Raw genomic sequence first — 25,166 nt, 5'->3', positions numbered from 1 at the left:
TTGCGGTGGTCACAGAGCACCGTGCCGGTGCAGCCGGCGCATGGCTGCCCACCCCAAGGGGATCGGCAACCAGTAGGTCGCGACCCGGTACAGCAGGACCGCGGGCAGGGCGGCGGAGGCGGGGGCGCCGATGGCGATCAGCCCTGCGGTCAGGGCCGCCTCGATGCCGCCGAGGCCACCTGGGGTCGGTACGGTGGAGCCGAGGATGGCCCCGGCGAAGTACACGACAGCGACCGCGGCCAGGGGCGGGTGGGCGCCCGCGGCGCGGGTGGCGCAGTACAGGGCTGCGACGAACGACGCGTCCAGCAGCAGTGCCCCACCCAGCAGCCGCACCAGCTTGCGTGGTTGCTGGGCGACGTCGACGACGAGCGGCAACACCTCGCCAAGGCCCGGCAGGAACCGCCGGGCGACGGTTCTGCGTCCTTGGGGGGTGCTCAGGACCAGTGCGGCGACGGCGATGCACCCGGCGACGGCGATGATGGCCGCGGTCGGTGGGGTGAACGCTGCGCGGGGACCGAACCCGGCCAGCGTCCCGGACAGGGCCAGCAGTCCCGCGTAACTGCCGAACTGGGCCACCTGGGCCAGTCCGATGGTGCCTGCGGCTGCAGGGGCGGACAGCCCGGCCCGGCGAAGGTACCGACCGTTCAACGCCACGTTGCCGACCAGGGCGGGCGCGACGAGCCCGCTGAACGCGATGGCCAGCTGGGTGGCGTAGGTGCGAGGGAAACCAAGCCGGGTCGGAGCTGCGCCGGCCAGGGCGAGCGACGCCCCCGCAAACGTCAGCGCCGACATGAACCCTGCGCCCGCGGCCCACCGCCAGTCGACACCAAGGAATGCGGCCCGGATGTCTATGCGCGACAGCTGCCCCACGAGCACGTAGACGGCCACGAGGCCACCCACGCTGGACAACAGGGTGGGCAGGCTGACTCGGCGCAGCTGCACTTCCGGTGGCGGTTCGGGCGTGTCGGCCAAGGCCAACAACGCCTGCCGTACCTGCTCGAGGACCTGCGGCCGGGACCGGAGCAGAGCCCGGGTCGAGGCGGTCAGCGCGAGGGGTTGAAGCACCGGCAGGGCGGCCAGGACCCGGTCACGGCCCAACGCCGACACGGCCTCGGCGACGGCCGCCTTCGGGGTCCAGGCGATCGCGGCTGTGGCCAGCGCTTGGGCCAGGTCCAACCGCAGCGCGAGGTCGGTGGCGGCGATGTCTCCGTTGCCGACATCGGCCAGGGCAACCGTGCCGCTAGGGCCGACGAGGAACGTCTCCATGGACAGCCCGCGGTGGGCGATCTTCGCATTCTGCAGCGCGGCAACGAGCTCCCACAGCGACCGTGACGCAGTCAGGTCCGACAGTTGCCCACTGGTCGCGTCGACTTGGAGGCGGGGCCTGGGGGTACCGGGGGGTGTTGACCACACGACCATCAGGGAGTCGCCGCCAGCGGGGCGCACGGCCAGCGGGCGTGGGCAGGCGACACCAGCAGCGCTGAGGGCGCCGCCCATCAGGACGCGGTGCTCCACCTGTCCGCGCAGGGTCAGGGCGGGCACTCTGGCACCGCCGGGGCGAAGCCGCAGCAGCCGACCAAGCCGCGACAGAACGTCACCACCCACCTGCTCCCGGTCGAACACCTCCACAACGAGGGTCGGGTCCGTGCTGAGGGTGAACCGGCGCGTGGGCGCCGACGTCGGGGTCAACGCAGTCAATGTCCCGTGACGTCCGGTGGCCTCCTGAAGTTGGGCCTCGAGCGAGGACTGCGGAGCGCGAGTGGACTGCCGCCCCAGGACGTAACGGCTGCCCAACCCCACGGTCGCACCGAGCAGCACGCTGACCACCACGGCGACGACCGTCATCTCACCGCCGAGGAACAAGCTGGCACCCAGGGCCGCTAGGACCACGGCACCTGCCCGCGACACCCGCTGCGACGGTGAGGCCCCAGCAAGCAGCGCCGCGCACGCGACCGCGACCTCCGACAGCGGGGAGGTGCGGCCTACTCCGGTCAAGGGGCGGGTCAGGGCCCCGATGGTCTCCCTCGGCACGGACCCGCTGGTCACCGCCCACTCCAGCACGGCCGCCACGGCGGCGCCAGTGCCGGCCGCGACCAGCCCCACCACCAGGTCACCCCAGCGCCCCCGCCGGCCCAAGCTCACCGCGACGGCAACCGGCAGAAGCAGCGCACCACCGCCCGCAGCGAAACCGACCAGCGACACCCCAGCCATGGACACCCCACTCGTCGCGACCGTCAAGCCCCTTTCCAGTGCGTCCGCTGTTCCCACCGACGACGCCGCCACGAGCAATACCGCGACCAACACCAGACCAGTCAGCATGAACAGGCCCGCGTCAACCGGCCGTCGGGCCCGCGCAGTGGGTGCTGTGGGCCCGCGTCCGGCGGGCCTCACGACGGGCCTCCTGGTGCGCAGACCATGCGGTCTGAGTCCGCCCGGGCGAAGGACGCGACGAGCAGCGGCAGCCCCACCATGGCACCGGCAGCCCCAACCGCGACCCCTGAGTCGTTGACCAGCATGCCCACCACCAGGACCACGACGGCACCAACCAGCGCCGCGCGCGGTGCGCGTCCGTCGGCGACCAGCGCGCGACGCAGCCGCTCCAACTGTGGCGCCTGCGTCAACCACACGACCGACACCGCGGCCACTACGACCAACACCGTCAAGAAGGACGGAACCAGAGCCAGGTTCGCCGCAGCCTTGCGCCCCACCACCTGCACGGCGTCGCCGTCCATGATGCTCTGCACGAACCGGCCCAAGTGGGTTCGCTTCCCCGGTGGTCGCGCCCAGTCCGCAACGGCGACCGCCGCCACCAGCACCACACCTTGGCCCACGAGGAGAATCACGCGCGACCAGGTGACGCGCACCCCGGCAGCGGTCACGATGCACAGCCCCAGCCCGGGGGCCAGCGCCAAGGGGCCGCCACCGTCGGCGCCCAGTCCCGGCGCGGCATCCACAACCACCGCTGCTGCGGCGACACCAACCCCACACAGCACCCCCAGGCGGGGGTGCCGCCGCGCACCGGCAGCCACGGCGGCGCACACCACGACGGTAGCCACCGCGAACACCGCGAACGCGGTGTTGCCCAGCCCGTAGAACCGCCCACCCACCACGGGCTGCACGCCCATCAACGACGCCATCTGCAACCGCGACCCGGTCACCACATCGACCCCGAGGACCACCATGGTCACGACTGCGACCACCAAGGCGGAGCCCATCGGGGACGACGGCCGCGGCCAGAACCACGCAACCCCGGCCAGCGCCGCTGCCAAGGACGCAACCAGCACGGCCAAGACCACCGGCGCCGCGGGGGCCTGCCACCACGGCACCAGGGTCACCAGGAAGCTCGACACCGGCACCGCGCCCAGCCACAACGCGGCCCACCGCAGCCACCGCCGGCACCGAGACGACCGTGGTTCGCGCAGCGTCCACCACGCGTATGCGGACAGGGCGGTGCCAGCCAGCACCATCGCGTTGAAGAACCAAGGAACCGCAGCCCTCGTCGCGTGGGCCTGCCGCTCAAAGTCGGTGAGCCGGGCGGCCCTGCGTGGCCCGGACAGGCCAGCAGTGGTGGCCAGCGGCGCCCCGACCACCTCGTTCGGGACGGGCGCGCCCACAACAGACAGCACGGTGGCGGTCAGGTCCGCGCTCTGCACCAGCCCGTCCCGTCGGGTCGATGCCGACCGCAACCACCCGGGTGGCACCCGGGTGCCGGTGGCCGCAACCACCCGCAGGTCCTCCCCGCCGTCGTCGCCCACGCTGGCGAACAGCAGCGTCGCCTGTGCAGGTGCGGCACGCGTCACCGCCCCGAGCCTTTCGTCCACCGCCCGAACCTGACCCTCGCGAACCGCCCCCTGCTGCGCTGCGATGACCAGGCCCGCGTCGATCAAGGTCACCTCGCACACCGACAGCTGCACAGCCACGTTCCTGGCATCCCAAGGTGCGTAGTGCTCAACCACGCCGTCGGGGCGGGCGGCCGCTACGGCCGCGCCCGGTCCCACCGCCTGCACGCACCCGCCGGCGCCCTTCACGGCGGTGTGCAGTGTCCCCAGCTTCGCGCGGAACGGTCCCGCCAGCGCGGAAGCGTTCCACCGGTCCCACCCAACCACGCGTCCACCGACCGGTGGCGCCAGGCTCGCGCAGGTGCCGGCGGTGGTCCGCGCGGCGGCCCGTTGCCCGGCACCCAAACCCAGCCACCCATCGGAAGGGCAGGCCACCGTGGTCGTGGACCGCACCGACAGCGCAGCCACCGACCCGGCCTGCAGCATGGCCCACACGTGTGGCGCGCTCGTCGGTGAGATGTCCGACCAGGACAAGCCTGAGGTCCCGACCACCACCACGGGCCCGACACCTTCAGCCGTTACGCCTCCCACGGCGCCCTGCGCGGTGGGGGCAGCCGGGAGCATCATGGTCAGGACCGCCAGGGCACTCAGCGCTACCCGAGGGAACGCTCGAGGCATGGGCCGCATCGGGGTACGCCGACGCTCAGGCGGCTGCCGACTGGGGCGGTGTGCGGCGACCCGTCGCCGCAGACACCACTGAGGCGTTCGGCAGCACCAGCGGGCCCTCGGAAGTGACTAGGCGCGTGAAGGCGAGCCCGACCTCCTCGATCCGGCCCTCGTACGTTCCACCCAGCGCACCGGAGTGGACCACCACCCAGTCGCCGACGGCGAAGGGGCGGCTGAACAGCAACACGACCCCGGCGAACAGGTTCGCCAATGACTGCTGACCCGCCACGCCGAGGATGACCCCGGTGATGGCCCCGGACAGGGCCAGCTTCTGCAGCGAGGCCCCTGCCAGCACGAGCACGGATGCCGTGACCACCAGCACCCCGGTCAGCTGGACCAGCAGACGGACGGCGCCGCCAGCGGCAGGTCCACCTCGGACGGCCGCGAGCAGCGACAGCTCACGAGCCAGGGAGCGCACCGCCATCGCCGACAACGCAGCGAAGGCGACCAAAGCACCAAACGCGGTGAGTCGCCATTGCCACGCCGCAGCATGGACACCGCCCGTGAACGGCACGGCGACCAGAGCCACGGCGGCCGTCGCGGCCCACGTGGCCGAACGGCGCAAACCCGCCCCGATGCTGAACACGAGCGCTCTCCTTTCCGCAGCGCGAGCCGCAGACTCCCTATGGACGTCGAGCACAGACGAAGACCGCTTCAGAGGCATTGTTACGACTGTAACGAGCAAGGCTGAGAGAACTCTCAAGACGCGCGTGCGGTGCGCCGCCCCGGCAGGGGAGAGGAACATCAGGGGGTCCCTGCCGGGGCGGCATCACAGCAGCCTAGAGACATGAAACGCCCGTAACAAGAGTGCGGCCCAGCGCGAACCGGCGCACACCCTCAATGCACCCGCTGTTGCCGCAGCAGGGGGCCAGGGCATCACCGCGCAGTCACCACTCGTCAATTGTCCGGCGTCGGCAGTCTGGTGGCCGCCAACAGTTCACCTGCCGGTCATTCGAGCGGCCTCGGGCGCGTGGGGTGCCGCTCCTAGGTTGAGCGTGGCGCCGTCCATGGCGCCTCTTGGGAACTGTGAAGGGATTCTCATGCGAAGCTCGATGAAGGCAGCCGGTGCTGCCCTCGGCGTGATGGCGGTTGTCGCCGGTGCGGCCGCTTCCGCCTCCGCCGCCCCTGCGGCCGACGGCAACGACGGCCGGGTCAAGAACGTGATCTACCTGCTTGGCGACGGCATGGGCCGCACCCATGTCGACGCAGCGCGACTGCGCTACTACGGCGCGAACGGCAAGCTCAACATGGAGCAGATGCCGGTCGTCGGTCAGAACGCCACCTACGCGGTGGAGAAGAAGTCGGGTCAGCCGGGTCAGCCCGACTTCAAGCCGAACCTGGTGACCGACTCCGCGTCGGCCGCCACCGCGTGGTCCTCCGGGGTCAAGACCTACAACGCCGCAGTCGGTGTGGACGCCAAGGGCAAGGTCGTCCCCACCGTGATGGAGCTGGCCAAGAACGCCGGGTACGCCACCGGCAACGTCTCGACCGCGGAGATCACCGACGCCACCCCGGCCGGGCAGTTCAGCCACGCCCTTGCCCGCGGATGCCAGGGGCCGTCGTACAGCGCATCCTCGTGCCAGGACCTGGCGATCACCGGACAGGCACTGCCCACAACCGACGTCCGGGTCACCCCCATCGCCAAGCAGATCGCACGCAACGGCACTGCCGACGTCATCCTCGGTGGCGGCCTGTCCCGCTTTGACGCTGCGGACGAGGACGCCCTCAAGGCCCAGGGCTACGACGTCCTCTCGTCGCCGACCACGCAGACGGTCGCGACTCGCGCTGACCTGCAGGCCGCCAAGGCCCAGAAGGTCTTCGGCCTGTTCAACAAGGGCAACCTGACGATTGAGAAGTTCAAGCGGGAGAACCCCGCCGCCCCGCAGGCGGCAGAGCCCTCGCTGCCCGAGATGACGTCCAAGGCGATCGACCTGCTCAAGGACCGCAGCTCCAAGGGCAACGGCTTCTACCTCCAGGTCGAGGGCGCCCTCATCGACAAGAGGTCCCACGCCAACGACGCGGCCCAGACGCTGGAGGAGACCAAGGCCTTCGACGACGCGGTGAAGGTCGCGCTGGACTTCGCCAAGCGTGACGGGCACACCCTGGTCATCGTCACCGCGGACCACGAGTGCGCCGGCTTCAACATCATCGAGAAGGGCACGTTCACCAACGCCGAGGCTGCGGCGCCGCCCACGAACAACGACGGGGGCAACCCGGCCAACAACTCCGCGACGCTGCGGACGAGCGGCAACGTCAAGGACCCGTCCCGGTCCACGGGACCGATCAACGGCACGGGTGCCGGCAACGTCAAGAACTTCGCCCCGGCCACCTTCCGCACGGCCGACGACCCCGCCGGGGTCACGGACGCAAGCACCGACGCCAGCCTGTGGCTGACCTACCTGTCGGGCAACCACACCGGGGCCGACGTGCCGGTCTTCGGCTACGGGCCGTCCTCGGAGCAGGTCTCCGGCGAGATCGACAACACCGACCTGTTCCACATCGTCGGCAACGCCCTCGGCGTCACCAAGTAGGCGGTCCTCAGGGTTGGTCCCGGGCGCTGCGAATGCGCCCGGGACCACCCGAAGGTCTTGAGAGGAACACGATGCGATCCGTCGCGAACAAGAACCGCGCCCTGGTCGTCGGGTTGCTCGCCCTGGTGGGCCTGTTCGCCGCCGGGTGGATGCTGGAGCCCCTGACCGGGCGTGCGGACAGTACGCCGCACCGGGCCCAACCTGCGGCACGAACCTCCCTGCCGGGACTGTCCCCGGCCTCCGGTGAGCCCACGCTGGCCTCCCTGGACGCCCCGGCCCCGCCCCGCGGCAAGGCCGTCCAGGCGCCCGGCCCATTCGACGACCGGTTCACCCTGACCGGTCTGGCCTTCGATGGCTCACGGGTCACCGGCACCGCCACCATCACAAGCGACGTCAGCGACATCCTCGAGTTCGAGGCACTCGCCGGCTTCTACGACGCCAGCGGTCGCCTGCTGGGCACGGCACGTTCCACCTACCACCACGACGAGGCCCAAGCGCATGCCAGCGATGGTGAGCAGGGCACCCCGAACGAGCTTGAGAAGTTCAGCATCTCGGTGCCGGCGAACATGCGCGGCAAGGCCGTCTCAGCGGCGGTCGGAGTTCCAGTCCTCGTCAACGAATAGCCCGGTGCGGTGCACGATCGTTGTGCTTGATGAATGAGGCAACGGCCACGAAGTCGTGGCCATCGTCCGCACGTTGGGCCCGGGGAACTGCCGGGATCGCCGCCTTTGAACGTGAACTGCGAGTCATGAGCGCCCGGGGCACGTTCCGACGGGCCTGCACCGCTGTCGGCCTACGCGACGACGTCGGTTCCCTGCTGGCAGCAGGCGATCTCCCACGCGTTTAGGCCACCGAAGCGGCAGCGAGCGGCGGCGACGCGACGGCGACGCGACGGCGCTCTAGGTTACGATCGTAACTAGGACCCGTGGAGGGTTGGCGCGATGGCAAGGACTGTTTTGATGGCTTCGTTCGACATCGTCACTCCCGTGCTGACTGCTCTGGACTCGCTGTCGCGGATGAGCGGTTGGCCGGTCTACGTGGTGGTAGGCGCCCTCGTGTTTCTGGAGTCGGCCGCGTTCGTCGGGCTGGTACTGCCGGGGGAGACTGCGCTGCTGGTGGCCGGGGTGATGGCGGCGGGCGGCCGCGTATCGATCGGCGTGTTGCTGCCCCTTGCCGCCGTGATGGCGATCGCGGGAGACAGCGTCGGGTACGGCGTAGGGCGCCTTGGCGGGCCGCGACTGCGAGGCAGCGCCTTGGGACGCCGGGTGCCCGAGGCCAGCTGGGACCGGACGGAGCGGCTGCTGGCCCGACGGGGGATGTTTGCGGTCATCGGCGCCCGTTGGGTGGGCGTGCTGCGTGCGCTTGTGCCGACCTTCGCAGGCATGGTGAGGATGCCTTGGAGGGCTTACCTGCTGGCCAATGTCGTCGGCGGCCTTGTGTGGTCGGTTGCCGTCACGTTGCTCGGATACACCGCCGGGACGTCGTTGGTCGGCGCACACGGTCTGCTGCGTACGATCTCGATCGTCACGGGCGGTGGGCTTCTCCTAACAGCGAGTGGCGTCGCAATCCGCCTGGCGCGCCGCCATGTGGTGAAAGGAACGGTTGGGTCTGATCCGGACAAGTCGCGCGCACGAGACCGCCGGGGCACGCGTTGGGGCCACGCCTCGCTCACCACGAGTCGCGCTGGCGCTGCCGGTGCATTGGCTGCCGTCCTCGCCATCGGGACAGCGGCGAGCATCGCCATCGGGGACTCCGCTGCGGAAGGGGATGATCTGGCACGCCTGGACCGCCCGATCGCGGCCGCCCTGGCGCCCTACCGGGTCGGGCCCGGCATCCAGATCGCCGATGCCGTGACCACTGTGGGAAGCGAGCCCGTGCTCGCGGTCATGGCCCTCGTGCTCATGGCAATCGCAGGAGCGCTCAGCCGCTCATGGTGGACGCCGGTGATGGCGGGGGCGACTGCTGCCGGTGCCGTGGGCCTGACGTGGGTGATCAAGTGGGCCGTCGCCCGCCCGCGACCGCTGCCTGCGACTGGCCTCCTGCCTGAGACCGGCTACAGCTTTCCGTCCGGTCACACACTCGGGTGCACCGTCGTGTTTGGCCTGGGTGCCTACCTCGCTGTGACCCGGCTGCGGAACCGCCGGACGGCCTTGGGCGTCGCTGCGGTCTGCATAACCGTTCCCGTGGTCGTCGGTGCAAGCCGCGTGTTCCTGGGGTACCACTGGACCAGCGACGTCCTTGGCGGGTGGGTTGTCGGAGCAACCTGGCTGACCGCCGTGATCGGTGTAGAGAGAACCGTGGCCGCGGGTGGGTTCGACGCTAGGCCTGCCGACCCGACAGTTCCGTGACCGGCGGCGCGTCGGAGGCGCCGGCGCAGCCGCCTCATTACGCCTAAAGCGCGGACATGACTGTGGCTTCAGCGTCAAAGCCAGCGCGGTTTAACCGGCCGGACTTCCGATCTTCAGGCGGACGAGGATGCGCAGGTGAACAACGTGGATGCACGCCGCGTGCGGCATCTCGTGCAACAGCAATCGAAGGATCGCGTCGGCGCTCTCATTCCGTGTGCCGGACGACCGGTCAGCGCGGCGCCGGGCTGCGTCAGTCGACCATGTCGAATGTATTCCTCGGATCCGGAATCAGCGACGGGGAGAGTCAGCGACGGGTCGAGCGCGGCGCCGGTCGAGGCCGGCTCTGGATCGCCCGGCCGGCGTGCTCCGTGCCAGGGCTCTGGGGACGCGCCGTGGCCTCTGGAGGTGCCGATGGCGCGACATCGATAGGCAGGGTCGCCACGAGCCGATACCGCAGGTCTTGAGCAGGCAGATCCGCCGCCAAGGGCTCGTTCTCGACGAGCCGCCGTACCGTGGAGGGCACGTCGTGGCCGTCGTTGTGGGCCAGCTGCATCATCGCGGCAAGGGCTGGCCAGTCCGCCTGGGAAGTCAGTCGCGGGTGGACCTCGGAGGCAAGTGCTGCCCACCGCTGAGCCGGGGACTGCTGGAGCGCGGCGGTGAGGCGATCGTTGACGCGGGCGGTCTCGTCGAGCCGGGCCCGGGCCGCGGCCCGCGGGTCGCGGTTCCATGCCACGACACTGGCCGCGAGCCGGGAGCGGGCCGCGGCGGGGGACAGCGTCAGCCGGGAGGCGACGGTGTCGATGCCGGGGATCCAGTGCTGCTCCGGTCGGGCGGCCAGGACCTGGGCGGCGTCGTGGAGCGCGACCTCGCCGGCGAGGTTGGTGAGTCGCTCCTCGAGCAGGATGTCACCCAGTGGCTTCGCGGTGACCAGCGCGCGCTCCAGGGCGGCGGCCCCATCACGCGCGAGGATGTCGGCCGGGTCCAGCCCGGCCGGGAAGGTGGCCGCGGCCGGATCCAGCCCGTGCTGGGTGAGGAGCCAGTAGTCGCGTTCTGCGGCGACGCGGCCGGCCAGGTCCGCGTCAGTGGCCACGACCAGCGGCCGGCCCAGGGCGACGAGCTGGGTCGCCTGCTCATCGGTGAGCGACGTCCCCAGGGGGGCGACGCCGATGCGGCGGCCGCCGGTGGCGAGTGTGACCGCCCAGGCATCCAGAGGACCTTCGACCAGGACAAGCGTCGCGGTGGTGGAGTCCAGCTCGGGCACGAGACCGAAGACCTGCGCACCCTTGTGGAACAGGGCCGTGTCCGCTGTGTTGAGGTACTTGGGTCCGGCCTTGTCGTCGTCGGCCAACGCGGGGTTGCGACGTGCGACGAACCCGAGGACCTCGCCCTCGTGGACGATGGGCATGACGGCACGGTCGCGGAACCGGTCGATGAGCCGTCCGGTCCGTGCCGCAGTCGCGACGCCGGCCGCCGTCATCTCCTCGTCTGTGACGCCGAGACGGCGCAGGTGCGCAACCAGGCTGGTCCACCCGGCCGGCGCGTACCCAGGAGACAGGCCCGGCGTCCGGGCGGGATCCTGGCCGAGCCGTTCGGACAGGTACTGCTGCGCCCAGCTGCCGTCGTAGTGGTGGCGGTAGTAGTCCAGCGTCAGCCGGTTGATCTCAAGCATTCGTGCGGCCGTCACGGGCGCGAAGTCGAGTTCGGCGGCCCGGGTCACCTGAAGTTCGATCTCGGCGTCACTGGGCTGCAGCGGACGCATGACGGATCGCTCGAGCGCAGCCAGCTGCAGCTGCGCGTCGACGGAGAGTTCCGCCTGGTCGACGAGGGCCAGATCCTCCTCGAGGTCTTCGAGCTCGGGCTCGAGGAGCTCAAGCGGGGCGAGGCCGGGTTCAGCGTCGCCGGCCTCCGGCGGCCGCCATGCCTCGGGCGACCCCGGGTGTGGTGCCTCCGCGCCCGGGGCGACGTCCCAGACGTCGTGCGGGGCGTCGTCGTCGGGGTGGGGGATGTCGAGGTCCTCGGTCACGGGTGGCGGGTCCGTCAGCACCGACAGACGCCAGACCATGGCCTGTGCGGGGTCGGTGTCGCTGTCGTCGACGACGGCGACACCCATGAGGTCAGCCAGGGACCAGCCACGTTGCAGGGCGTGGTCGACGGAGCTAACCAGCGCGGACCACCAGCTGCTGCTGCGGAACTGTTCGAGGGCGGCTGTGCCCACCTTCGCTGCGAGGTCGGAGACCCAGTCCGAGGTGAGGTTGTGTGCCTGATCGACCTCTTGAGCGACTGCCGGTGCGATGTGCCGGCTCATCCGCCACCACAGTGCGGCGGCCGCGTGGTCGTCGGGCAGGGCGCCTTCACCGATGGCGTTGCCCAGCAGCTGCCGGGTGGCGAGCCCGGCCCGGGACATCGCTGCCAGGCGCTCGGCCAAGAGCGGGGCGAAGTCGTCCCCGGCCGCGGCCGGGGCGGCCCGGCGCAGCAGGTCGCCCCACTCCTGCAGGGCGGGGGAGCGGTCGCCGACGACAGCGCTGTTGAGGCGTTGCTGCCACCGCGCTGGAGCCTTCTGCAGCTGGGGTGCGCCGGTGGGCCGGCGATCCTCCTCGGGCACCTGCATCGCGGCGCGCCAGACCGCGACGTCGCCAAGCGTGGACGTGTCGGGACGGGCCGCGCCCTGCCGTGCCCAGGCACGGGTGGGCGCCGCCTCGGAGCCGGCTCGGACGCGGGCGGCGAGGTCGGACACCAGGTCGGCGCGCTGACGCAGGTATGGACCCCATTGGGGGTGCTCAGCGAGGCGCCGCGGGATCGCAGGGATCCACGGCAGGGGGCCGCGCCCGGAGTTGCGGAGGCCGGTGTCGTCCAGCCGCCAGTCCAGGACGGCAGCCCGGTCGCCGGCCGTGTCGAGCTCGCGCCCGCGGGCGGCCTCGGCGAGGGCCAGCGCCGGGTCGGGGCCGGCGGCGGCGAGCAGGATCAGGTGAGCGCGCAGGGTGGGCCACGCCGGGTCGCCGGTCAGGCCGTCAGCCACGGCCTCGGCGGCTCGCTCGAGACCCTCGAGGGTGTCGCGGTCGAGTAGATCCTCGGCGGCGACATAGAGCGCGTCGGTGTAGCGCGTCGTCGCTTGACCGAGCAGGGTCCCCGGGTCGGCCGCCTGCCGGGCCAAGGTCGTCGCCGAGAACGGGGAGTCGTCTCGGGCCAGGACGCGCTCGAGCAGATCGGTCGCGGTGGGTGGGGCGATGCTGTCCGGGCGGATCGCGTTGTGCGGATCGCCGTCGCTGACGACCTCCAGGTAGACGTGGTTGGCCAGCCGGCCCCGGGTCAGCATCGTGTACAGCTGCTGGCGCGATTCCTGGCCAGTGGCCAGGCCGTGGACTGCGTCGACGGACACGCCTTGGGCGCCGTGCACGGTAGTGGCGTAGCCGAGCTCGGTCGATGTGGCCACATAGTCGGCCGGGAGGTCGATGATCCGGCCGCTGCGAGTGTGCTGCACGGTGAGGGACCGGGCGCCCGCCGCGGGTGAGTCGGCACCTAGGACGGTCCAGCGGTCGCCGTTCTTGACCCAATCGGATGCGGTCACTCGCAGCCGCCGGTCGTTGGCGCGGGTGATGACCAGGTCCCCGACGGATGCCTGGTTCCCATCGGCCAACGCGACCGCGCGGGATGCTTGTTCGCTGGGATCGGCGTGCTCGAGCCTGTGTGCACGAGCACGGCTGTTGAGGTCGGAGACCAGGTCCCGGGTGGGCGCGAGCATGATCGCGTCGTGGCCGGCTGCCAGGTCGGCCTCCCAGGCCGTGAAGACGTCCTCGGTCATGGTGGCGAGGTCGCCGACGTGGACCCGGCCGTTGTCGAGGTAGAAGCCCAGGGCGTCGGTCTGGCCCTCGCGCAGGGCCAGTGAGGCGGCCCCCTCCGCCGGGTCGGCGAACCGCATGAGCTCGGTGAGCCGCAACGCGCCGCAGGTGGCGTCGATGTCACGCAACACCCCGCCGGCTCCGATCGCGGCCAGCTGCTGGTCGTCGCCGATGAGGCGGACGCTGCCGCCGCGAGCAGTGATCCAGTCGACGGCGACGTTGAGGGAGAGCGTGTCGGCCATGCCGGCCTCGTCGATCACCACGAGGGTGTCCAGGCCGATCTGGGTCGCCCACTCGGGCACCTCGCCGTTGGCGAGCTCGTAGGTCAGCTTGGCCAGGGTGTCGGTGTGTACGGAGGCGTCCGTGGCGATCTGGTCGCGCAGGGCCGCGGCCGCCGCAGCCGAGGGGGCGAGCCCGATGAGGACACCTCCACCGTTCTCCCATGCCCGCGCCAGGGCCCTCATCGCCGTGGTCTTGCCAGCTCCGGCAGGAGCGATCGCCAGCTGCAGGCGGGCACCGGAGGTGGCCATCCCGCGGACCAGTGCGACCTGCCCAGCGTTGAGGGTGACTCCGTTCGCGGCCGTCTCCAGCAGCGCCAGGTCGACCGCTTCGAGGCTGATCCTGTGGCCATCGGCGCGCCCTGCCGCGGCGACCAGTCGCTGTTCCGCGGCGAGCACCCGCGAGGAGGTGTAGTGCTCGGCCCCGTGCACGGTGTACACGCTCTGGTCGTCGCGGCGACGCAGCTGTGCCGGCTCGCAGATCCCGTCGCCGTCGGGCGACAGCCGCACCGAGTGGCGGCGCAGTGCCTGATCGACCAAGGCGTCGACAACCCGGTCGACGTCGTCGGCCGGCAGGTCGGCGGCCCGGGCGCGCCGCAGCGCTTCGGCCCGGAGGTGCCACACCTGCCAGGTGCTGCGGCGGGACTCGACGGTGGTCACGATCTGCTCGGCTGTGCTGGTCATCCAGGCCTCGTCGATCATCGTCGGCGCGGCTGCGGTCGACGCCATCGTCGAGCTCACCATGGACGCGAGGGCCGCCTCGTCGCCGAGGACCTCGACCGCCTGCTGATGCCACGACTGCCGCTGCTCGGCCAGGCTGCGTGGAGCCTTCTTGGCCTCCCGCGTCTCCAAGGTGGCCTGCTGCGCCAGCTGGATCGACTCGACCTCGGTGGGTGGCCGCCCGTGGGTGGTCTGGAACTGCTGTGCCAGCTCGGCCCGACGGGCCTCGATGCTGGCTCGCCGGGCAGACCAGCGCTCGTTCAGGCGTGGGTCGACCCCGACGACTTCCCGCACCGGACGCTTGCGAGCATCGGGGTTCGGACGCTCCTCGAAGCGCAGACGCAGATCGGTCCGAAGGTGCTTCTCCAGGGAGGTGTTGTACTGCTCACTGGCCGACACGTTGGCCTTGAACAGCACCCGGCCGTCGATGCTGAGCCACCGGCCATCAGCGGTCTGGACCTTGTTCGCCACCGCGACGTGGGTGTGCAGGTCGGGATCGCCGGCGCGGGAGTCGCGGTGGGTGAACGCAGTCGCGACGAGGCCCTTGACGTTGACCTGCCGCACGCCGTTGGTGCCCAGCCGGGTGAACAGGGCGTGCTCCTCGAGGAAGGTGAGTGCGTCCTTCACGGCCAACTGGTGTGCCCGTTCGATGCGCGCCGCAGTGGCCGGGTCGGCGACCGCCCACAGGGTGCTGACGCTCTTGACGGGTGAGAACGTGAGGTCGTATCCGGCGACCGCAGTGGTGCGGGGGCGGGAGTGCTTGGCGATCGTCGCGGCGATCTCTCGGGCATCGGCCGGGTCCCGCCCGTATTCCTTGCGGAAGAACTCGACCGCGACCTCGGATCGGATCCGGGCACGTTCCTCTACGGACACGGCCACCTCGCGCACGGCGCGGCCCGTTGTGCCGCGGCTGAGGTTCAGCTCGGCGATGCGTTGGGCGACCTCGAGCCGGAATGCGGACACGTCCCCGCTGTAGACCTTGTAGGGGACGCCCAGCCGGGTGACGGCCTGGCAGTCCTTGTCGGTCAGATCCGGCCCCTGCAGCTGGTCGCGGCGCTGCTGCGCCAGCGGGTGGTGACCCGACCCGAACAGCGCCTGCATCTGCTCGGCGGTGACGACGTCACCGGCCGACAGTCCGTCGATGCCGGCCATCCCGGACCCGACCCACTGGCCCGGTGCCTCGCCTTTGGCGGCGTAGTAGCTGGTCAGGCCGGTGTGCCCCTTCTCGGTCACATCCTGAGCGGCGACCTGGCGGGTCAGGTAGTCGTACCCGCTCCCGGCCGTCAGCTTGTGGATGGACATGGTCACACCTGTAGGAAGCCTCGGCAGGCCGCCCTAGTGGTCAGTAGTTGCACCTTCAACGACCGGGAATGCATGAGGTGTGTGGGACATGGGCTCCGGCGGTTTCGGGTGGGGTACGTCAGGGCGTTCGGTGGTTGTCGGAGGTGCGGTGTCCACTCGGGGGATTGGTCGCGGCCTTAGTCGGGTGACAGGTTCAGCGATTCGGAAGGGACAGACGGGCGATGAGTCAGGCACTGGGCAAGCAGGGAGTTCGGCAGACGGCACGTCGGGCGGCGCTGGATGCGCAGGCCAAGATGCGCGAGCAGCGGGTGGCTCGGGAGAAGCGGCTCAGTGCCCGAGGGGTCGAGGTCGTGGTGGCGCTCAGCGAGCGGGACGAGGTGATGCGGCGTTACGAGCAGCGCGCGGGGGAGGCGCTGCTCCAGATGACGGCGGTCGAGGGCCTGAGCGTGGACGAGGCGATCCAGTGGTGCGGGGAGGGGCTGAGCCGCCGGGACGTGGCGCGGTTGTGCGCGCTGGCCGCCTCGGACGGCTCGGCGGCCGACGAGGAGCGGGGCGACTGAGGCGCGTCTTGTGGGTGCTCGACGGCTGGATGAGGAGGGTTTGGCGCTGCTCGGCGTGGCGGTCGCTGACGCCGACACCGTGGCGCGACGTGAGCGCAAGATCGTCCGGGTCGCGGGCAGTGAGTGCTGGTGGTGGACCGGTGCCATCAGCGGCAAGGGGCACGGCCGGTTCTGGTTCGCCACCAGTCGTGTGATCGTGGCGCACCGCTTCGGCTTCGCCCAGGTGCACGGCGTCGAGGCTCTGGCCGCGACGGAGGTGCTCGGGCACCGATGCGACAACCCGTTGTGCCAGCGGGTGCACCCCGAGCACGTGGTCGCCTCGACGTACGTCGAGAACCGGCGCGAGTGGGCCATCCGTCGAGCCTTGACCGGCTCGCCGTTGGTCGACCCTCGGGGCGCGCGACGTCGAGCCTTGGAGCTGCGCGACATGGCGCGTGAGGATCCTCAGCTGGTGGCCGCCGGTCTTCGGCGGCTGCGCCGCATCTTCGGCGAGCAGCTGCCGCTGTGGTGAGCATTGATCAGGGCCCGGAGCGCGGCTCGTGGTCGAGCGCTCCGGGCCCTGGGCTGAGGGCGCGCGCTCAGGTCGAGGCCAGGGCGTCCCAAGCGGCGCGCTTGATGCGGTTCGGGCCTTCGGTGGTGAGCAGCCGCTGGGCTCGGGCGTCGTCGGCGGCGACCTTGGCGCGCACGGGCGCGAAGTGGTCGACGTACTCGGCCACTGCCTGGTAGCCAGCCCACGCGGTGCCCCGGATGCCGGCCTGTGTGTCGGCGTCGTGGAAGAGCCGGCTGAGGGTGGCGAAGCGGTCACCGGAGGCCCGACGGACCCGACGCGGCACGTCGTCGGGCGTCGTGCCGAACGTGGCCCGGATCAGGTCGAAGAACTGCGCGTCGGTCCTCCTCCTGCTCGAGGAGCCGTTCGGCCTCGGCCTGGAACGCCTCGGCGTAGGCGAAGGTCAGGCCCAGAGCGTCGCGGGCGGCCTGCACAGCGGCCTTGGCGTTGCTGGTGTGGCGAATGCTCCAACTCGACACGTGGTCACGCAGGACTGCGGCCTGAGTGTTGGCGCAGACGACCCGCACGGGGGTGACCACGAGCCGAAAGGCGCTAGACCCGTCGTGGCTGTTCAGGGCCGCGATGCTCAGGTCGACGCGGTCCGTCCCGCCGATGACGAGGGAGTCCGGTAGCCGCATGGTGACGAACACCTGACGCCCACCGCGCAGCGAACCGGCCGTGTCGAAGATCGCCCCGGACTCGTCGGCGAGCAGGTTGAGGAACTCGGCGTGCTCCTCGTTCTGCAGGGGCAGGTACCCGGACCCGACCACGCCCAGAGCCTCCGGCCGCTGGGTGAACGGGTTGGTGCGCACGGTGGCGAAGGCGGGAACGTCGAGGGTGGTGACGCCGTCCTCATCCAGCACGTTGGCGCTGAGTGGGACCTTGTGGACGTTCCACCCGCCGAGGTGGCCCAGTCGCATGGCCTCCTCGGCGGTGAAGGCCCGTCCGGCGACGGTCGTCCCGAGCCGGTGCCAGGCGTCCTGCCGGGCGAAGACGGCGGCCGCGAGGTCGCCGTGGGTCTCGATGTGGTGAGTCATGGTGAGTGCTCCTTGTAGATCTATTCGAGGGGGTGTGCGGGTTGCCCGAGGACAACCCGCACACCCGGGGGATCAGGCGGCGGGGGAGGCCGTCTCGGCGTCGTCCTCGGACTGGGCCTCCGCCTCGTCGGGGCCTTCGGGCTCCGTGCCGTCGGCAGCCGGGGCGGCAGGCGCGGCCTTGGTGCGGCTGCGTCGTGCGGGCTTGGGCTTGAGCAGGCCTGCCGCGCGCTTCTCGACGTCGGACAGGTCGTAGCCGTTGGCGGCGATGAAGGTCAGGTAGTCCGCCGTGGCGGGCCTGACGCGTCGCCACGACTGGCGGCTGGTGCCCTTCTCCAGACTCGCGAGCAGGCGGCACAGGGCGATCACCTGGGCGCGGCCGTCGGTCGCCTTCTCGATCAGCGCGGCCCACCCGCTGCCGTAGCCGTAGCCGACGTGCTTCAGACCGAACCACTCGGCGGCCAACTGCGACCCGCCCACGTCGGCGACGACCTCGGGGTGCTCGGTGAGCACGCGAGCGACGAAGGCCGATGTGCCCTTGGGCGCGGCCTTGCGGGCGGCGAAGGCGGCGAGCCAGTCGCGGCGCACCGGTTCGGCGGTGTCCCAGGCCTTGTTGGAGTCGATCACGTCCCGGCGCTCGGCGCGGGCCTGCTCGCGCTGCTCGGGGCTCATGTCTGCCGCTTTCGGCTTGGACGAGGCGCCACCGTGGTTCCACAGGTCGACGTGGCCAGCGCCCCGCCACTCAGTGCAGACGTACTGCGGCACCGCCTGCCGGACCCGGACGTCCTTGCCCTTCTCGTCCTTCTCCCAGGCGATGCTGATCCGGAAGTACGCGGCGTGCGCGGCGCACTTGGCGTGCGTGGTCTTGTTGTAGGCGCGACCGCCCTCCTTCGCGGCCAGGCGGTCCAGCCCGAGGGTGGTCTTGTCTTCGTAGCTCGGGCGGTCCACGATGCGCACGCCCTTGCCCGTCAGCTTCTCGGTCGCGGCGGCGATCGCGGCCGCGTCCTCGCGCTCGTCGCGCAGTCGCTGGGTGGTGTGCTCGAACCCGTGGCCCTCCTTGGCCGCGAGCATCAGGGCCTTGACCGCCTCGGCGTCGTCCTCGAACTCCGCCAGCGTCGCGGCCTGATCGAGGGTCAGGTAGTCCCAACGCTGAGCCGCCTTCTCGGCCAACTCGCTCCCCGCGATAGTCAGGGCCGCGTCCACCTCGGCGCGAGGCCGGGCGGTGCGGCGCTTGATCTGCGCGGCCGTGAGCCCGAACGCGGCCAGCTGTTTCACGCCGGAGATACGGTCGGCGGTGCTCATCCCTGAACGGTGGTCGTTCTCTGCCATCTGGTGCACGATCCGGTCGGCGTCCTCTGGACGGTCGACGACCACGGCGGGGATGCTGGCGCTCTTGGCCTCGACGGCGGCGAGGGTGCGACGCTGGCCGCGCAGGACCACGAACCGCCCCTCCTCGTCGTAGTGACCGACCACGGGCTCCAGCACGCCGAGTTCACGGATGCTGGCCACGAAGTCGGCGGTCAGGTTGGCGTCGGTGCGCACGTTCAGGCCGACGACGGCCGCGGCCGGGTCGATCTGAACGAGGGTGATCTGCTCGGCGGCGGTGGCCTCCGGCGTGGGGTTGGTGTCCATCTGTGCTGCTCCTGTCGAATAGAACGAACTGACATGCGCTATTCTCATCGGAGCCACGGCGCGGCTGTAGAGCGTCTGGTGAGCCTGTGGATAGGGCTGCGGCACCTGCTTGACTGTGGAAAAGGACGGTCCGAACCGGCGCGCTCCTGGCCGGCGGCCGAGGCCTCATCGCGTTGGCTTCGACTGCACGAGAACGGCGCCACGGGCCGGGAATGCCGCACGGGTGGGTGTTAGGCCGCGAAGGGAGAAGAGTGGTTGTGGAGACCGTCGAGGACACGATCTCGACCGGTGCCTACTGGGACCCGGACCTCTGGGAGCTGGCGCGAGCGGCATACGTGGCGGACCTGGACAATGACCCGAACGCACCCGGTGCGTTCATCGGCTGGATCCACCAGGCCATCGAGCTGCACGCGGCCCTGGGGGTCGACGATCGGGCACGGCTGCGGACCGAAGGCTCGAGCTCTGTGGTCGGCGCCGGCCGGCGAGGGTTCAATCGTCACCATCCGCTGCGGGCGAGCACTCGTTCGGCGCTCGAGCAGGCCATCGTCGAGGACCGCCGAGCCGGAGGAGTGGTCCTCAGCCGCTCGGCCTTTCTCCGCGAGGCCGTCGTAGCCGCAGTCGACGCCGCGCGAGGACGTGCGGGCGGTGAGCTGACGCCGATCCTTGGCCGGCTGCCGAACCACCCCGTTCGTAGCTGATCGCGCCGAGCCCACGGCACCGGAATCCGTCAGCTCGCGAAGCGGCCCGCGCCACCGCTCTGGCGACGAGTTGGTGACAGTGCTCGTTCATATCGCTCTGGTCTACGCGGACCCAGACCGGCGCCAGCGTTCACCCCTGCTCGTGCTGGAGGATCCACGTTGTCATGCCGGGCACGAGGAAACGCACGCTCCGCCCGTCGGAGAAGATGGTTCCTTTGACCAGGAGTCGGGAGCGCAGGTAGGACAGTGCGGAGGGTTATTGGCCGAGTCGGCGGGCGATGTCGGCGTGGGCTACGGCGCCGTGGTCGACGAGATGGGCTGCCATGGCGGCCATGTAGTCGCGTTCCTTGGGGCTGGCGTCGTGCCATCGGCCGGCGAACAAGCCGCCGGCTAGGTCTGCCGGTGCGGCGCCTTCTGCGTGCCGTGCGTGGTCGAGGGTGATGGTGGGGAAGCCGGCGGACGCGCGCCACGCGTGGTGACCGAACACCTGGATGGCGTAGGGCTAGCCGCCGGTGGCCTCGCTGAGGATGCCGGCGGCGTCGCGGTCCATCGGCCGGCCGGCCATCTCGGCTGGCCGGGTCAGAGCCTAGCGGGTGTCGTCTGGTCCGAGGGGGCCCAGTTCGTGCCATTCGCCGCGCTCGAGGTAGGTGACCGAGGACCGCGGGTCGCGCAGGCTCGGGAGGCCGGCCACCGGCGTTCTCCGTCTGTGGGCATGGCTGCGACCACAGCCCCGTCGGAACCCGTGTCGTCGCGGACCGCTGAAAAGCCACCATGACCCGGGCGGCGGCTCCGGCTTCCAGCGGGGCGGCGTGCGGCCCCGGGTCTCCCAGTTGCGGCGCGGTGTGAACGTCGAGCGGTCAGGTGCCGACCGCTCGGGGTGCCGTCCCGCCTCCTGGTCCGGGACCGGGGACGGCTGCCTTCTCCACTTGGATGACCCGAGCGAGCCGCGCCGCGCCGGCGGGATCGGCGCCGACGATCCTCCGTGGCGATGGAACGTGGCTGACGTGGTTGGAGGCGACGCCGGGAGCGATGTCGTGTCGGTGTCGCAGGCGCAGGACGGTCCGGTCCGAAACCCCGAGAGCGTGAGCGATCTCGGTGTCGAAGGATCCGCGTGCGGCCATCTCCCGGGTGGCTGCGACGCGCTCCTGCGGAGTTAGCCGCAACCTGGTATCGCAACCCAGGTGGGCACTTGCGGTGGCCACGACCCGGTCGACCGCCACCCGGTCCACGAGTGCCGGCGTCGCCGAGTCGACGTGCGGGGCGCAGCGGGGGTCGTCGATCGCGTCTTCGTCCCAGGCCAGCGGTGGCGCGTACCCCCGGGCACGAGCTCGGTCCCGACAGGTCTGGGACGGCCCAGGCGTCATGCTCAACCGTTCGTACACGTCCCGCGTCCGGCGCCAGCCCTGGACGCTGACAAGGGCCCGGGTGCGTGTGACGAGCTGCGCGGCGGGCACTCCGGCCACCTCGAGGTCCGCCTTCCGCCACCCGATGGCCATAAGGGCCTGGATCCGCCGGGTCGCGCCGATACTGGGCACGTTGCCGCTGGCCCGGTCGAACACGTCAGCCAGGCTGAGGTCCGCGACGAGCTCGGCCGTATGCCGGTGCACGAGTTCGCGGCGTCCGGCGACGAGGTGGCCGACCGCGGTGTCGCTCAGGCCAGTCGCCTGGGCGATCGCGCGAAGGGGCACGCCAGCGTCGACCAGGTCCATGAGTCGGGCGCGGGTCTCGTGGGCGGCGACATACCGCGGCCGACCACAGGCGCGGTCTCGGCTATAGGCGACCGCCCACGCCTTGTTGTAGGTCATTCGGTCCACCCCGGACTCCTCGACAACACGCGTCGAGACCCAAGGCCGCGGACATGGCGTCAGGTGGACGTACGGGGCACCCGAGGGCGGCCGGCCGGCTCTGTGCCGCCGCCGACGACCTCGCAGCGGAAATCGAGACCGTGCAGGCAGGCGGACACTCGCGTCGCCGGGTGTGCCTCGTCTGCGGGTGCACCGACCTCCACGCGTGTCCCGGCGGGTGCCACTGGGTCTGCGCGCCGACCGGCGTGGACCTGTGCAGCCGATGCGTCCCCCTCGTAGGCCTCAACTACGTTCCGCACCGGCGCATCGACCAGCTGCTGGCCGTCGTGGCCCCGGACGACGCGGGCTGCTGACTCCTACAGAACGTGTCCGATGGGCGGGCCCAGACACCAAGGCTGCCGCCGTCCCCTTTGTGGAGGCCCACGTCCAGCTGAGTCGACCCGGATCTACGGCGCGGAGGTGACCAGAGCCGGCCGCGGCCGCAGGGCCGGACCCGTGAGGGCGTGGACCCGCTCGTGTGTCGATGGCGACCTTGAGCACCGGAGCAGAAACCGAGCCAGGGCATTGGCCAGGCCGGCCCGAGCGACCTGCTCGTCTCCGATGTCCATGATCGTGGCCGCCCACGCGCGACCTCCCGCGCACGCCGCGTACGTCAGGGCCGTGGCCGTCACCAGCACGAGCGCCACGACGGGCTGACCGGCCGCTACGGCCTGCACGGCGGCGACGACGGCGAGGACGAACCGGACCTTCCACGCCATCGCGGCCAGGGGAAGCCGCCGACACGCCACGGCGAGGGCGGACGCGGGGCGCTGGATGACCTGCCACGGCAGCGTCCAGAACGCCAAAGCCGGATCCGAACGCACCGCGCCGCTGAGGACGACGCCGGCCCCGTGCCCGAGCACCGCGGCCGCCTGGTCGACGGGGAGCTGCCCGTCGCGGACGGCGCCGACCAAGCCGGCCGAGACCACCGCGGTCCGGCGACCCACCCCGCAGGCGGAGATCGGCACGACCCCGTCTCGCACACGAAGGTCAAGTCGGTTCATCGGGATTCCGCGCTGACAGAGCAGGGCTACGGCCGGCGCAAGGGCATCAGCCTCCGCGAGCGTGAGGCCTCGTGCGCGGAACAGGACGCGAACCGCCGAGGACTCACCCACACCGAGCAGCAAGGCGACCATCACGGTCAGGCCACCCACGAACACCGCCAGCCCCACCGGCGGCGGCAGCACAGCCCCTACGACGAACGTCAGCACCACGCTCACCACCACGGCGGGACCGTACGCCCCCACCTTCTTCAGCGTCGTCATTCCCATCACCTCGCATCCGACCCTCTGCACTAGTGCCTCTATCTCCACTGTCGGCGGTGGTGACCGCCAGGAAGGCACCCGTGGCCTTAAGGCTCACGAAGAGTGTCATCCCCACCGACGACAGTCTCGGCCGCTTCATCCACAGCCGAACGTTCGTGCCGCCTGCCGCGCCGCGACCTGAGTCGATAGACCAATCGACGCATCCCCACCCACGAGGAGATCAGCCATGATGCGCACCGACCCCCGCACCGCCGCCACCATCGATCCCGCCGCGTGCCTGGCGACGGCCGCCGCCCTGCTGGCCCGGGCCTCAGACCTCGCTTGGGCGCAGGCGCGGTCAACGCCCGACCCCCGCCTCCGCTTCCGAGGCCTCGGACTGGATCTGGCCGCAGCCCAGGCGCTCGAACTGCTCCCCGCAGACGTCAGCCTCGGGACGGTCGAGGACATCACCGGCGACGACCCGCTCGCGCTGCTGCGCGCGGCCGAGAAGGTTCTGCGCCGGTGCCCGGTCGAGGACCTGCCTGCGGGCGGGTCGCAACTGGTCGTCGAGGTGTGCGACCTGATGTCCGAGCTCGCCTCGTGAACAGCACCGACCAGCGCAGCGTCGGCGAGCTGCTCCTGCACGCCGATCACACCGCCAGAGACATCCTGATGGAGGTACACGACCTGGAGGCCGCCACGATGCTGCGCGCTTGGGGCGAGGTCGTCCAAGCCGCTGGCGAGCTATGGCGGGCCCTGCCAACCACCGCTCCGCCCCAGCCGGGCACCGAGGACAGGCTCCCCGACCTCGGGGACCTGACGATGCAGCGACTCCAGGCAATGACCGACTCCCACCACCGGCGACACCGGACAGGCTGGCCGGGTCAGGGCCGCGCCGACGAGCGCCACCTGGAGATCGCCAGCAGCTTCGCCCGCGCCGATGATCTGGTCACCCGGCACCGGACCCCTCAGCCTCCGCTGACCGACGCACAGCTCGCGGACCTGAAGGCCGCCCGAACCCGGATCCTGCACACCCTGTACGTCGGCTCCCACGGCGTCAACGTCGCGGTCGGCCGTCACCTGCGGGAGCTGGAGGCGAACTTGGCGGCCCACCGTCGTGTGCCGGCCGGTGAGTCGCTGCGGCAGGTCCGCGCCGCCTACGAGCACATCGCCGCATTCGAGCACCTCGCCGGCAGTGTCGTTGTCCAGCTCTACCCGGGCGATCTCGCCGGGGAACACCGCGACCCGCCGGCGGCCGGCCGCCTCGCCCAAGCCCTCGCTTCCTGGGACGTCGTCAGCCACCGCGTCCTCGCCGGCAGCACCCATACCGCGGACCTCATGCTCGCAGCCCGCACCCAAGCCGTCATCCTGACCGGCAGCAGTGTCCTGCTGCGTGCCGCCGCGGAGACCGGGCACGTCGACCAGGCCCAACACCGCGGCCACCTGGACCGCGCCCTCGTCACCGCCCAAGCGCGCTGGGAGACCCTCGCCCGCACCTGGTCGGCACTCACCCCACCCGCCGACCGCCGCACAAACCCCGATCTGGCCGCAGCCGGTAGGGAAACCAGAGCCGCCCTCCTGGAGATCCTCCACGAAGGCGCCGCCACGTCACGGACGGCGGTCATCGCCGCACGGACCGACCTCAGCCGCATTCCCGCGCTCGTCGGGCAGGTACTCTCCGCGAACGTCGACCTCGCCCACGTGACCAGCGACGCCGTACATGATCGCCGGCTCACCGGCGCCGCGAGAGCCGTCAACAGCATGGCCATGGCCGCCCATCGCCAGAGCCTCGGCAGCCACGTCACCGCCGATGACAGTCCCCGCGCGGCCGCGGCGACTCCCCAGGACCTCCTCGCCAACCGCGCCGTCCGACTTCCCTACAGCGTCCGTGGCCAGCTCATGGACACCATCAGCGCTCTCGTCAGCGACGCCCGGTCAGCGATGTGCGCCGGCAGCCATCTGGGAACCAGAATGCCCGCGGGCCAGCCTGCCATTGAACAAACCCCTTGCCTCGGGCGAGCGTTGCACGACCGGTGCCCGCCGAAGCCGGCAGTGGACGTGCCAGGACCGCGCTGCGAGCGGTAGCG

Annotated in this window: 17 protein-coding genes; 8 read left to right on the top strand and 9 right to left on the bottom strand. The window is 71.2% G+C overall.

Annotation, left to right across the window (positions count from 1 at the left end; all coding sequences use genetic code 11):
- Positions 1-9 precede the first annotated feature (9 nt).
- From ACFUC1_RS01460 to ACFUC1_RS01450, 3 genes are all read right to left on the bottom strand, one after another.
- Complete coding sequence (locus tag ACFUC1_RS01460) at positions 10-2,211, bottom strand: lysylphosphatidylglycerol synthase domain-containing protein (protein WP_379116113.1); 2,202 nt, start codon at positions 2,209-2,211, stop codon at positions 10-12.
- 176 nt (positions 2,212-2,387) lie between these two features.
- Complete coding sequence (locus ACFUC1_RS01455; RefSeq protein ID WP_379116112.1) at positions 2,388-3,800, bottom strand: hypothetical protein; 1,413 nt, start codon at positions 3,798-3,800, stop codon at positions 2,388-2,390.
- 682 nt (positions 3,801-4,482) lie between these two features.
- A complete protein-coding gene (locus tag ACFUC1_RS01450; RefSeq protein ID WP_379116111.1) occupies positions 4,483-5,091 on the bottom strand; it encodes a mechanosensitive ion channel domain-containing protein in 609 nt (202 codons plus the stop codon).
- A 454-nt stretch (positions 5,092-5,545) separates the two neighbouring features.
- Here ACFUC1_RS01450 and ACFUC1_RS01445 point away from each other — a divergent pair, with 454 nt between their 5' ends.
- The 3 genes from ACFUC1_RS01445 to ACFUC1_RS01435 all read left to right on the top strand — a co-directional run bounded on the left by ACFUC1_RS01445 (position 5,546) and on the right by ACFUC1_RS01435 (position 9,384).
- Positions 5,546-7,036 (top strand): alkaline phosphatase, encoded by a 1,491-nt coding sequence (locus tag ACFUC1_RS01445; RefSeq protein ID WP_379116110.1) that lies wholly within the window; start codon positions 5,546-5,548, stop codon positions 7,034-7,036.
- A gap of 71 nt (positions 7,037-7,107) precedes the next feature.
- Positions 7,108-7,659: a hypothetical protein gene (locus ACFUC1_RS01440; protein ID WP_379116109.1), complete on the top strand. Its 552-nt coding sequence runs from the start codon at positions 7,108-7,110 to the stop codon at positions 7,657-7,659.
- Between the two features lie 336 nt (positions 7,660-7,995).
- Positions 7,996-9,384: a bifunctional DedA family/phosphatase PAP2 family protein gene (locus ACFUC1_RS01435; protein ID WP_379116108.1), complete on the top strand. Its 1,389-nt coding sequence runs from the start codon at positions 7,996-7,998 to the stop codon at positions 9,382-9,384.
- Between the two features lie 304 nt (positions 9,385-9,688).
- Here the strand turns inward: ACFUC1_RS01435 and mobF are convergent, their stop codons facing one another.
- Positions 9,689-15,520 (bottom strand): MobF family relaxase, encoded by a 5,832-nt coding sequence (mobF, locus tag ACFUC1_RS01430; RefSeq protein WP_379116107.1) that lies wholly within the window; start codon positions 15,518-15,520, stop codon positions 9,689-9,691.
- A 221-nt stretch (positions 15,521-15,741) separates the two neighbouring features.
- Here mobF and ACFUC1_RS01425 point away from each other — a divergent pair, with 221 nt between their 5' ends.
- Entirely contained in the window at positions 15,742-16,080 is a 339-nt protein-coding gene (locus ACFUC1_RS01425; RefSeq protein WP_379116106.1) for a hypothetical protein, read from the top strand.
- A 40-nt stretch (positions 16,081-16,120) separates the two neighbouring features.
- Entirely contained in the window at positions 16,121-16,591 is a 471-nt protein-coding gene (locus ACFUC1_RS01420) for a hypothetical protein (protein ID WP_379116105.1), read from the top strand.
- Positions 16,592-16,658: 67 nt separating this feature from the next.
- On the opposite strand, the gene ACFUC1_RS01415 is transcribed toward ACFUC1_RS01420, so the two are convergent.
- The 3 genes from ACFUC1_RS01415 to ACFUC1_RS01405 all read right to left on the bottom strand — a co-directional run bounded on the left by ACFUC1_RS01415 (position 16,659) and on the right by ACFUC1_RS01405 (position 19,293).
- Entirely contained in the window at positions 16,659-16,946 is a 288-nt protein-coding gene (locus ACFUC1_RS01415; protein WP_379116180.1) for a DUF932 domain-containing protein, read from the bottom strand.
- Entirely contained in the window at positions 16,882-17,664 is a 783-nt protein-coding gene (locus ACFUC1_RS01410; RefSeq protein WP_379116104.1) for a DUF932 domain-containing protein, read from the bottom strand. Before ACFUC1_RS01410 ends, ACFUC1_RS01415 begins: the two co-directional genes overlap by 65 nt.
- Positions 17,665-17,736: 72 nt before the next feature.
- Complete coding sequence (locus tag ACFUC1_RS01405) at positions 17,737-19,293, bottom strand: ParB/RepB/Spo0J family partition protein (RefSeq protein ID WP_379116103.1); 1,557 nt, start codon at positions 19,291-19,293, stop codon at positions 17,737-17,739.
- Positions 19,294-19,550: 257 nt separating this feature from the next.
- On the opposite strand from ACFUC1_RS01405, the gene ACFUC1_RS01400 reads away from it, so the two are divergent.
- The gene (locus tag ACFUC1_RS01400; RefSeq protein WP_379116102.1) at positions 19,551-19,991 is read left to right on the top strand and encodes a hypothetical protein; all 441 of its coding nucleotides are present in this window, start codon (positions 19,551-19,553) and stop codon (positions 19,989-19,991) included.
- An 857-nt stretch (positions 19,992-20,848) separates the two neighbouring features.
- On the opposite strand, the gene ACFUC1_RS01395 is transcribed toward ACFUC1_RS01400, so the two are convergent.
- Both ACFUC1_RS01395 and ACFUC1_RS01390 read right to left on the bottom strand, forming a co-directional pair.
- Positions 20,849-21,805, bottom strand: a complete 957-nt coding sequence (locus ACFUC1_RS01395; protein ID WP_379116101.1) for a hypothetical protein — start codon at positions 21,803-21,805, stop codon at positions 20,849-20,851.
- Positions 21,806-22,242: 437 nt separating this feature from the next.
- Positions 22,243-23,100 carry a hypothetical protein gene (locus ACFUC1_RS01390; RefSeq protein ID WP_379116100.1) on the bottom strand — a complete coding sequence of 286 codons (858 nt, stop codon included), beginning with the start codon at positions 23,098-23,100 and terminating at the stop codon, positions 22,243-22,245.
- Positions 23,101-23,326: 226 nt separating this feature from the next.
- Between ACFUC1_RS01390 and ACFUC1_RS01385 the strand changes: the two genes are divergently transcribed.
- Both ACFUC1_RS01385 and ACFUC1_RS01380 read left to right on the top strand, forming a co-directional pair.
- The gene (locus ACFUC1_RS01385) at positions 23,327-23,683 is read left to right on the top strand and encodes a hypothetical protein (protein WP_379116099.1); all 357 of its coding nucleotides are present in this window, start codon (positions 23,327-23,329) and stop codon (positions 23,681-23,683) included.
- Complete coding sequence (locus ACFUC1_RS01380) at positions 23,680-25,164, top strand: hypothetical protein (protein WP_379116098.1); 1,485 nt, start codon at positions 23,680-23,682, stop codon at positions 25,162-25,164. Before ACFUC1_RS01385 ends, ACFUC1_RS01380 begins: the two co-directional genes overlap by 4 nt.
- The last annotated feature ends 2 nt before the right edge of the window (positions 25,165-25,166 follow it).

This window comes from Pedococcus sp. NPDC057267 (assembly GCF_042668795.1).
In the GTDB taxonomy this organism is placed as follows: Bacteria; Actinomycetota; Actinomycetes; order Actinomycetales; family Dermatophilaceae; genus Pedococcus.
Note: the sequence above shows the minus strand (reverse complement) of the source record. Positions and strands in the feature narration are given on the sequence as shown.

Excerpts from the sequence above, each read along its gene's own strand:
- ACFUC1_RS01410 (WP_379116104.1), bottom strand. The coding sequence starts at position 17,664 with ATGACTCACCACATCGAGACCCACGGCGACCTCGCGGCCGCCGTCTTC.
- ACFUC1_RS01425 (WP_379116106.1), top strand. The coding sequence starts at position 15,742 with ATGAGTCAGGCACTGGGCAAGCAGGGAGTTCGGCAGACGGCACGTCGG.
- ACFUC1_RS01435 (WP_379116108.1), top strand. The coding sequence starts at position 7,996 with ATGGCTTCGTTCGACATCGTCACTCCCGTGCTGACTGCTCTGGACTCG.
- ACFUC1_RS01385 (WP_379116099.1), top strand. The coding sequence starts at position 23,327 with ATGATGCGCACCGACCCCCGCACCGCCGCCACCATCGATCCCGCCGCG.
- ACFUC1_RS01405 (WP_379116103.1), bottom strand. The coding sequence starts at position 19,293 with ATGGACACCAACCCCACGCCGGAGGCCACCGCCGCCGAGCAGATCACC.
- ACFUC1_RS01440 (WP_379116109.1), top strand. The coding sequence starts at position 7,108 with ATGCGATCCGTCGCGAACAAGAACCGCGCCCTGGTCGTCGGGTTGCTC.
- ACFUC1_RS01460 (WP_379116113.1), bottom strand. The coding sequence starts at position 2,211 with ATGGCTGGGGTGTCGCTGGTCGGTTTCGCTGCGGGCGGTGGTGCGCTG.
- ACFUC1_RS01445 (WP_379116110.1), top strand. The coding sequence starts at position 5,546 with ATGCGAAGCTCGATGAAGGCAGCCGGTGCTGCCCTCGGCGTGATGGCG.
- ACFUC1_RS01390 (WP_379116100.1), bottom strand. The coding sequence starts at position 23,100 with ATGACGACGCTGAAGAAGGTGGGGGCGTACGGTCCCGCCGTGGTGGTG.
- mobF (WP_379116107.1), bottom strand. The coding sequence starts at position 15,520 with ATGTCCATCCACAAGCTGACGGCCGGGAGCGGGTACGACTACCTGACC.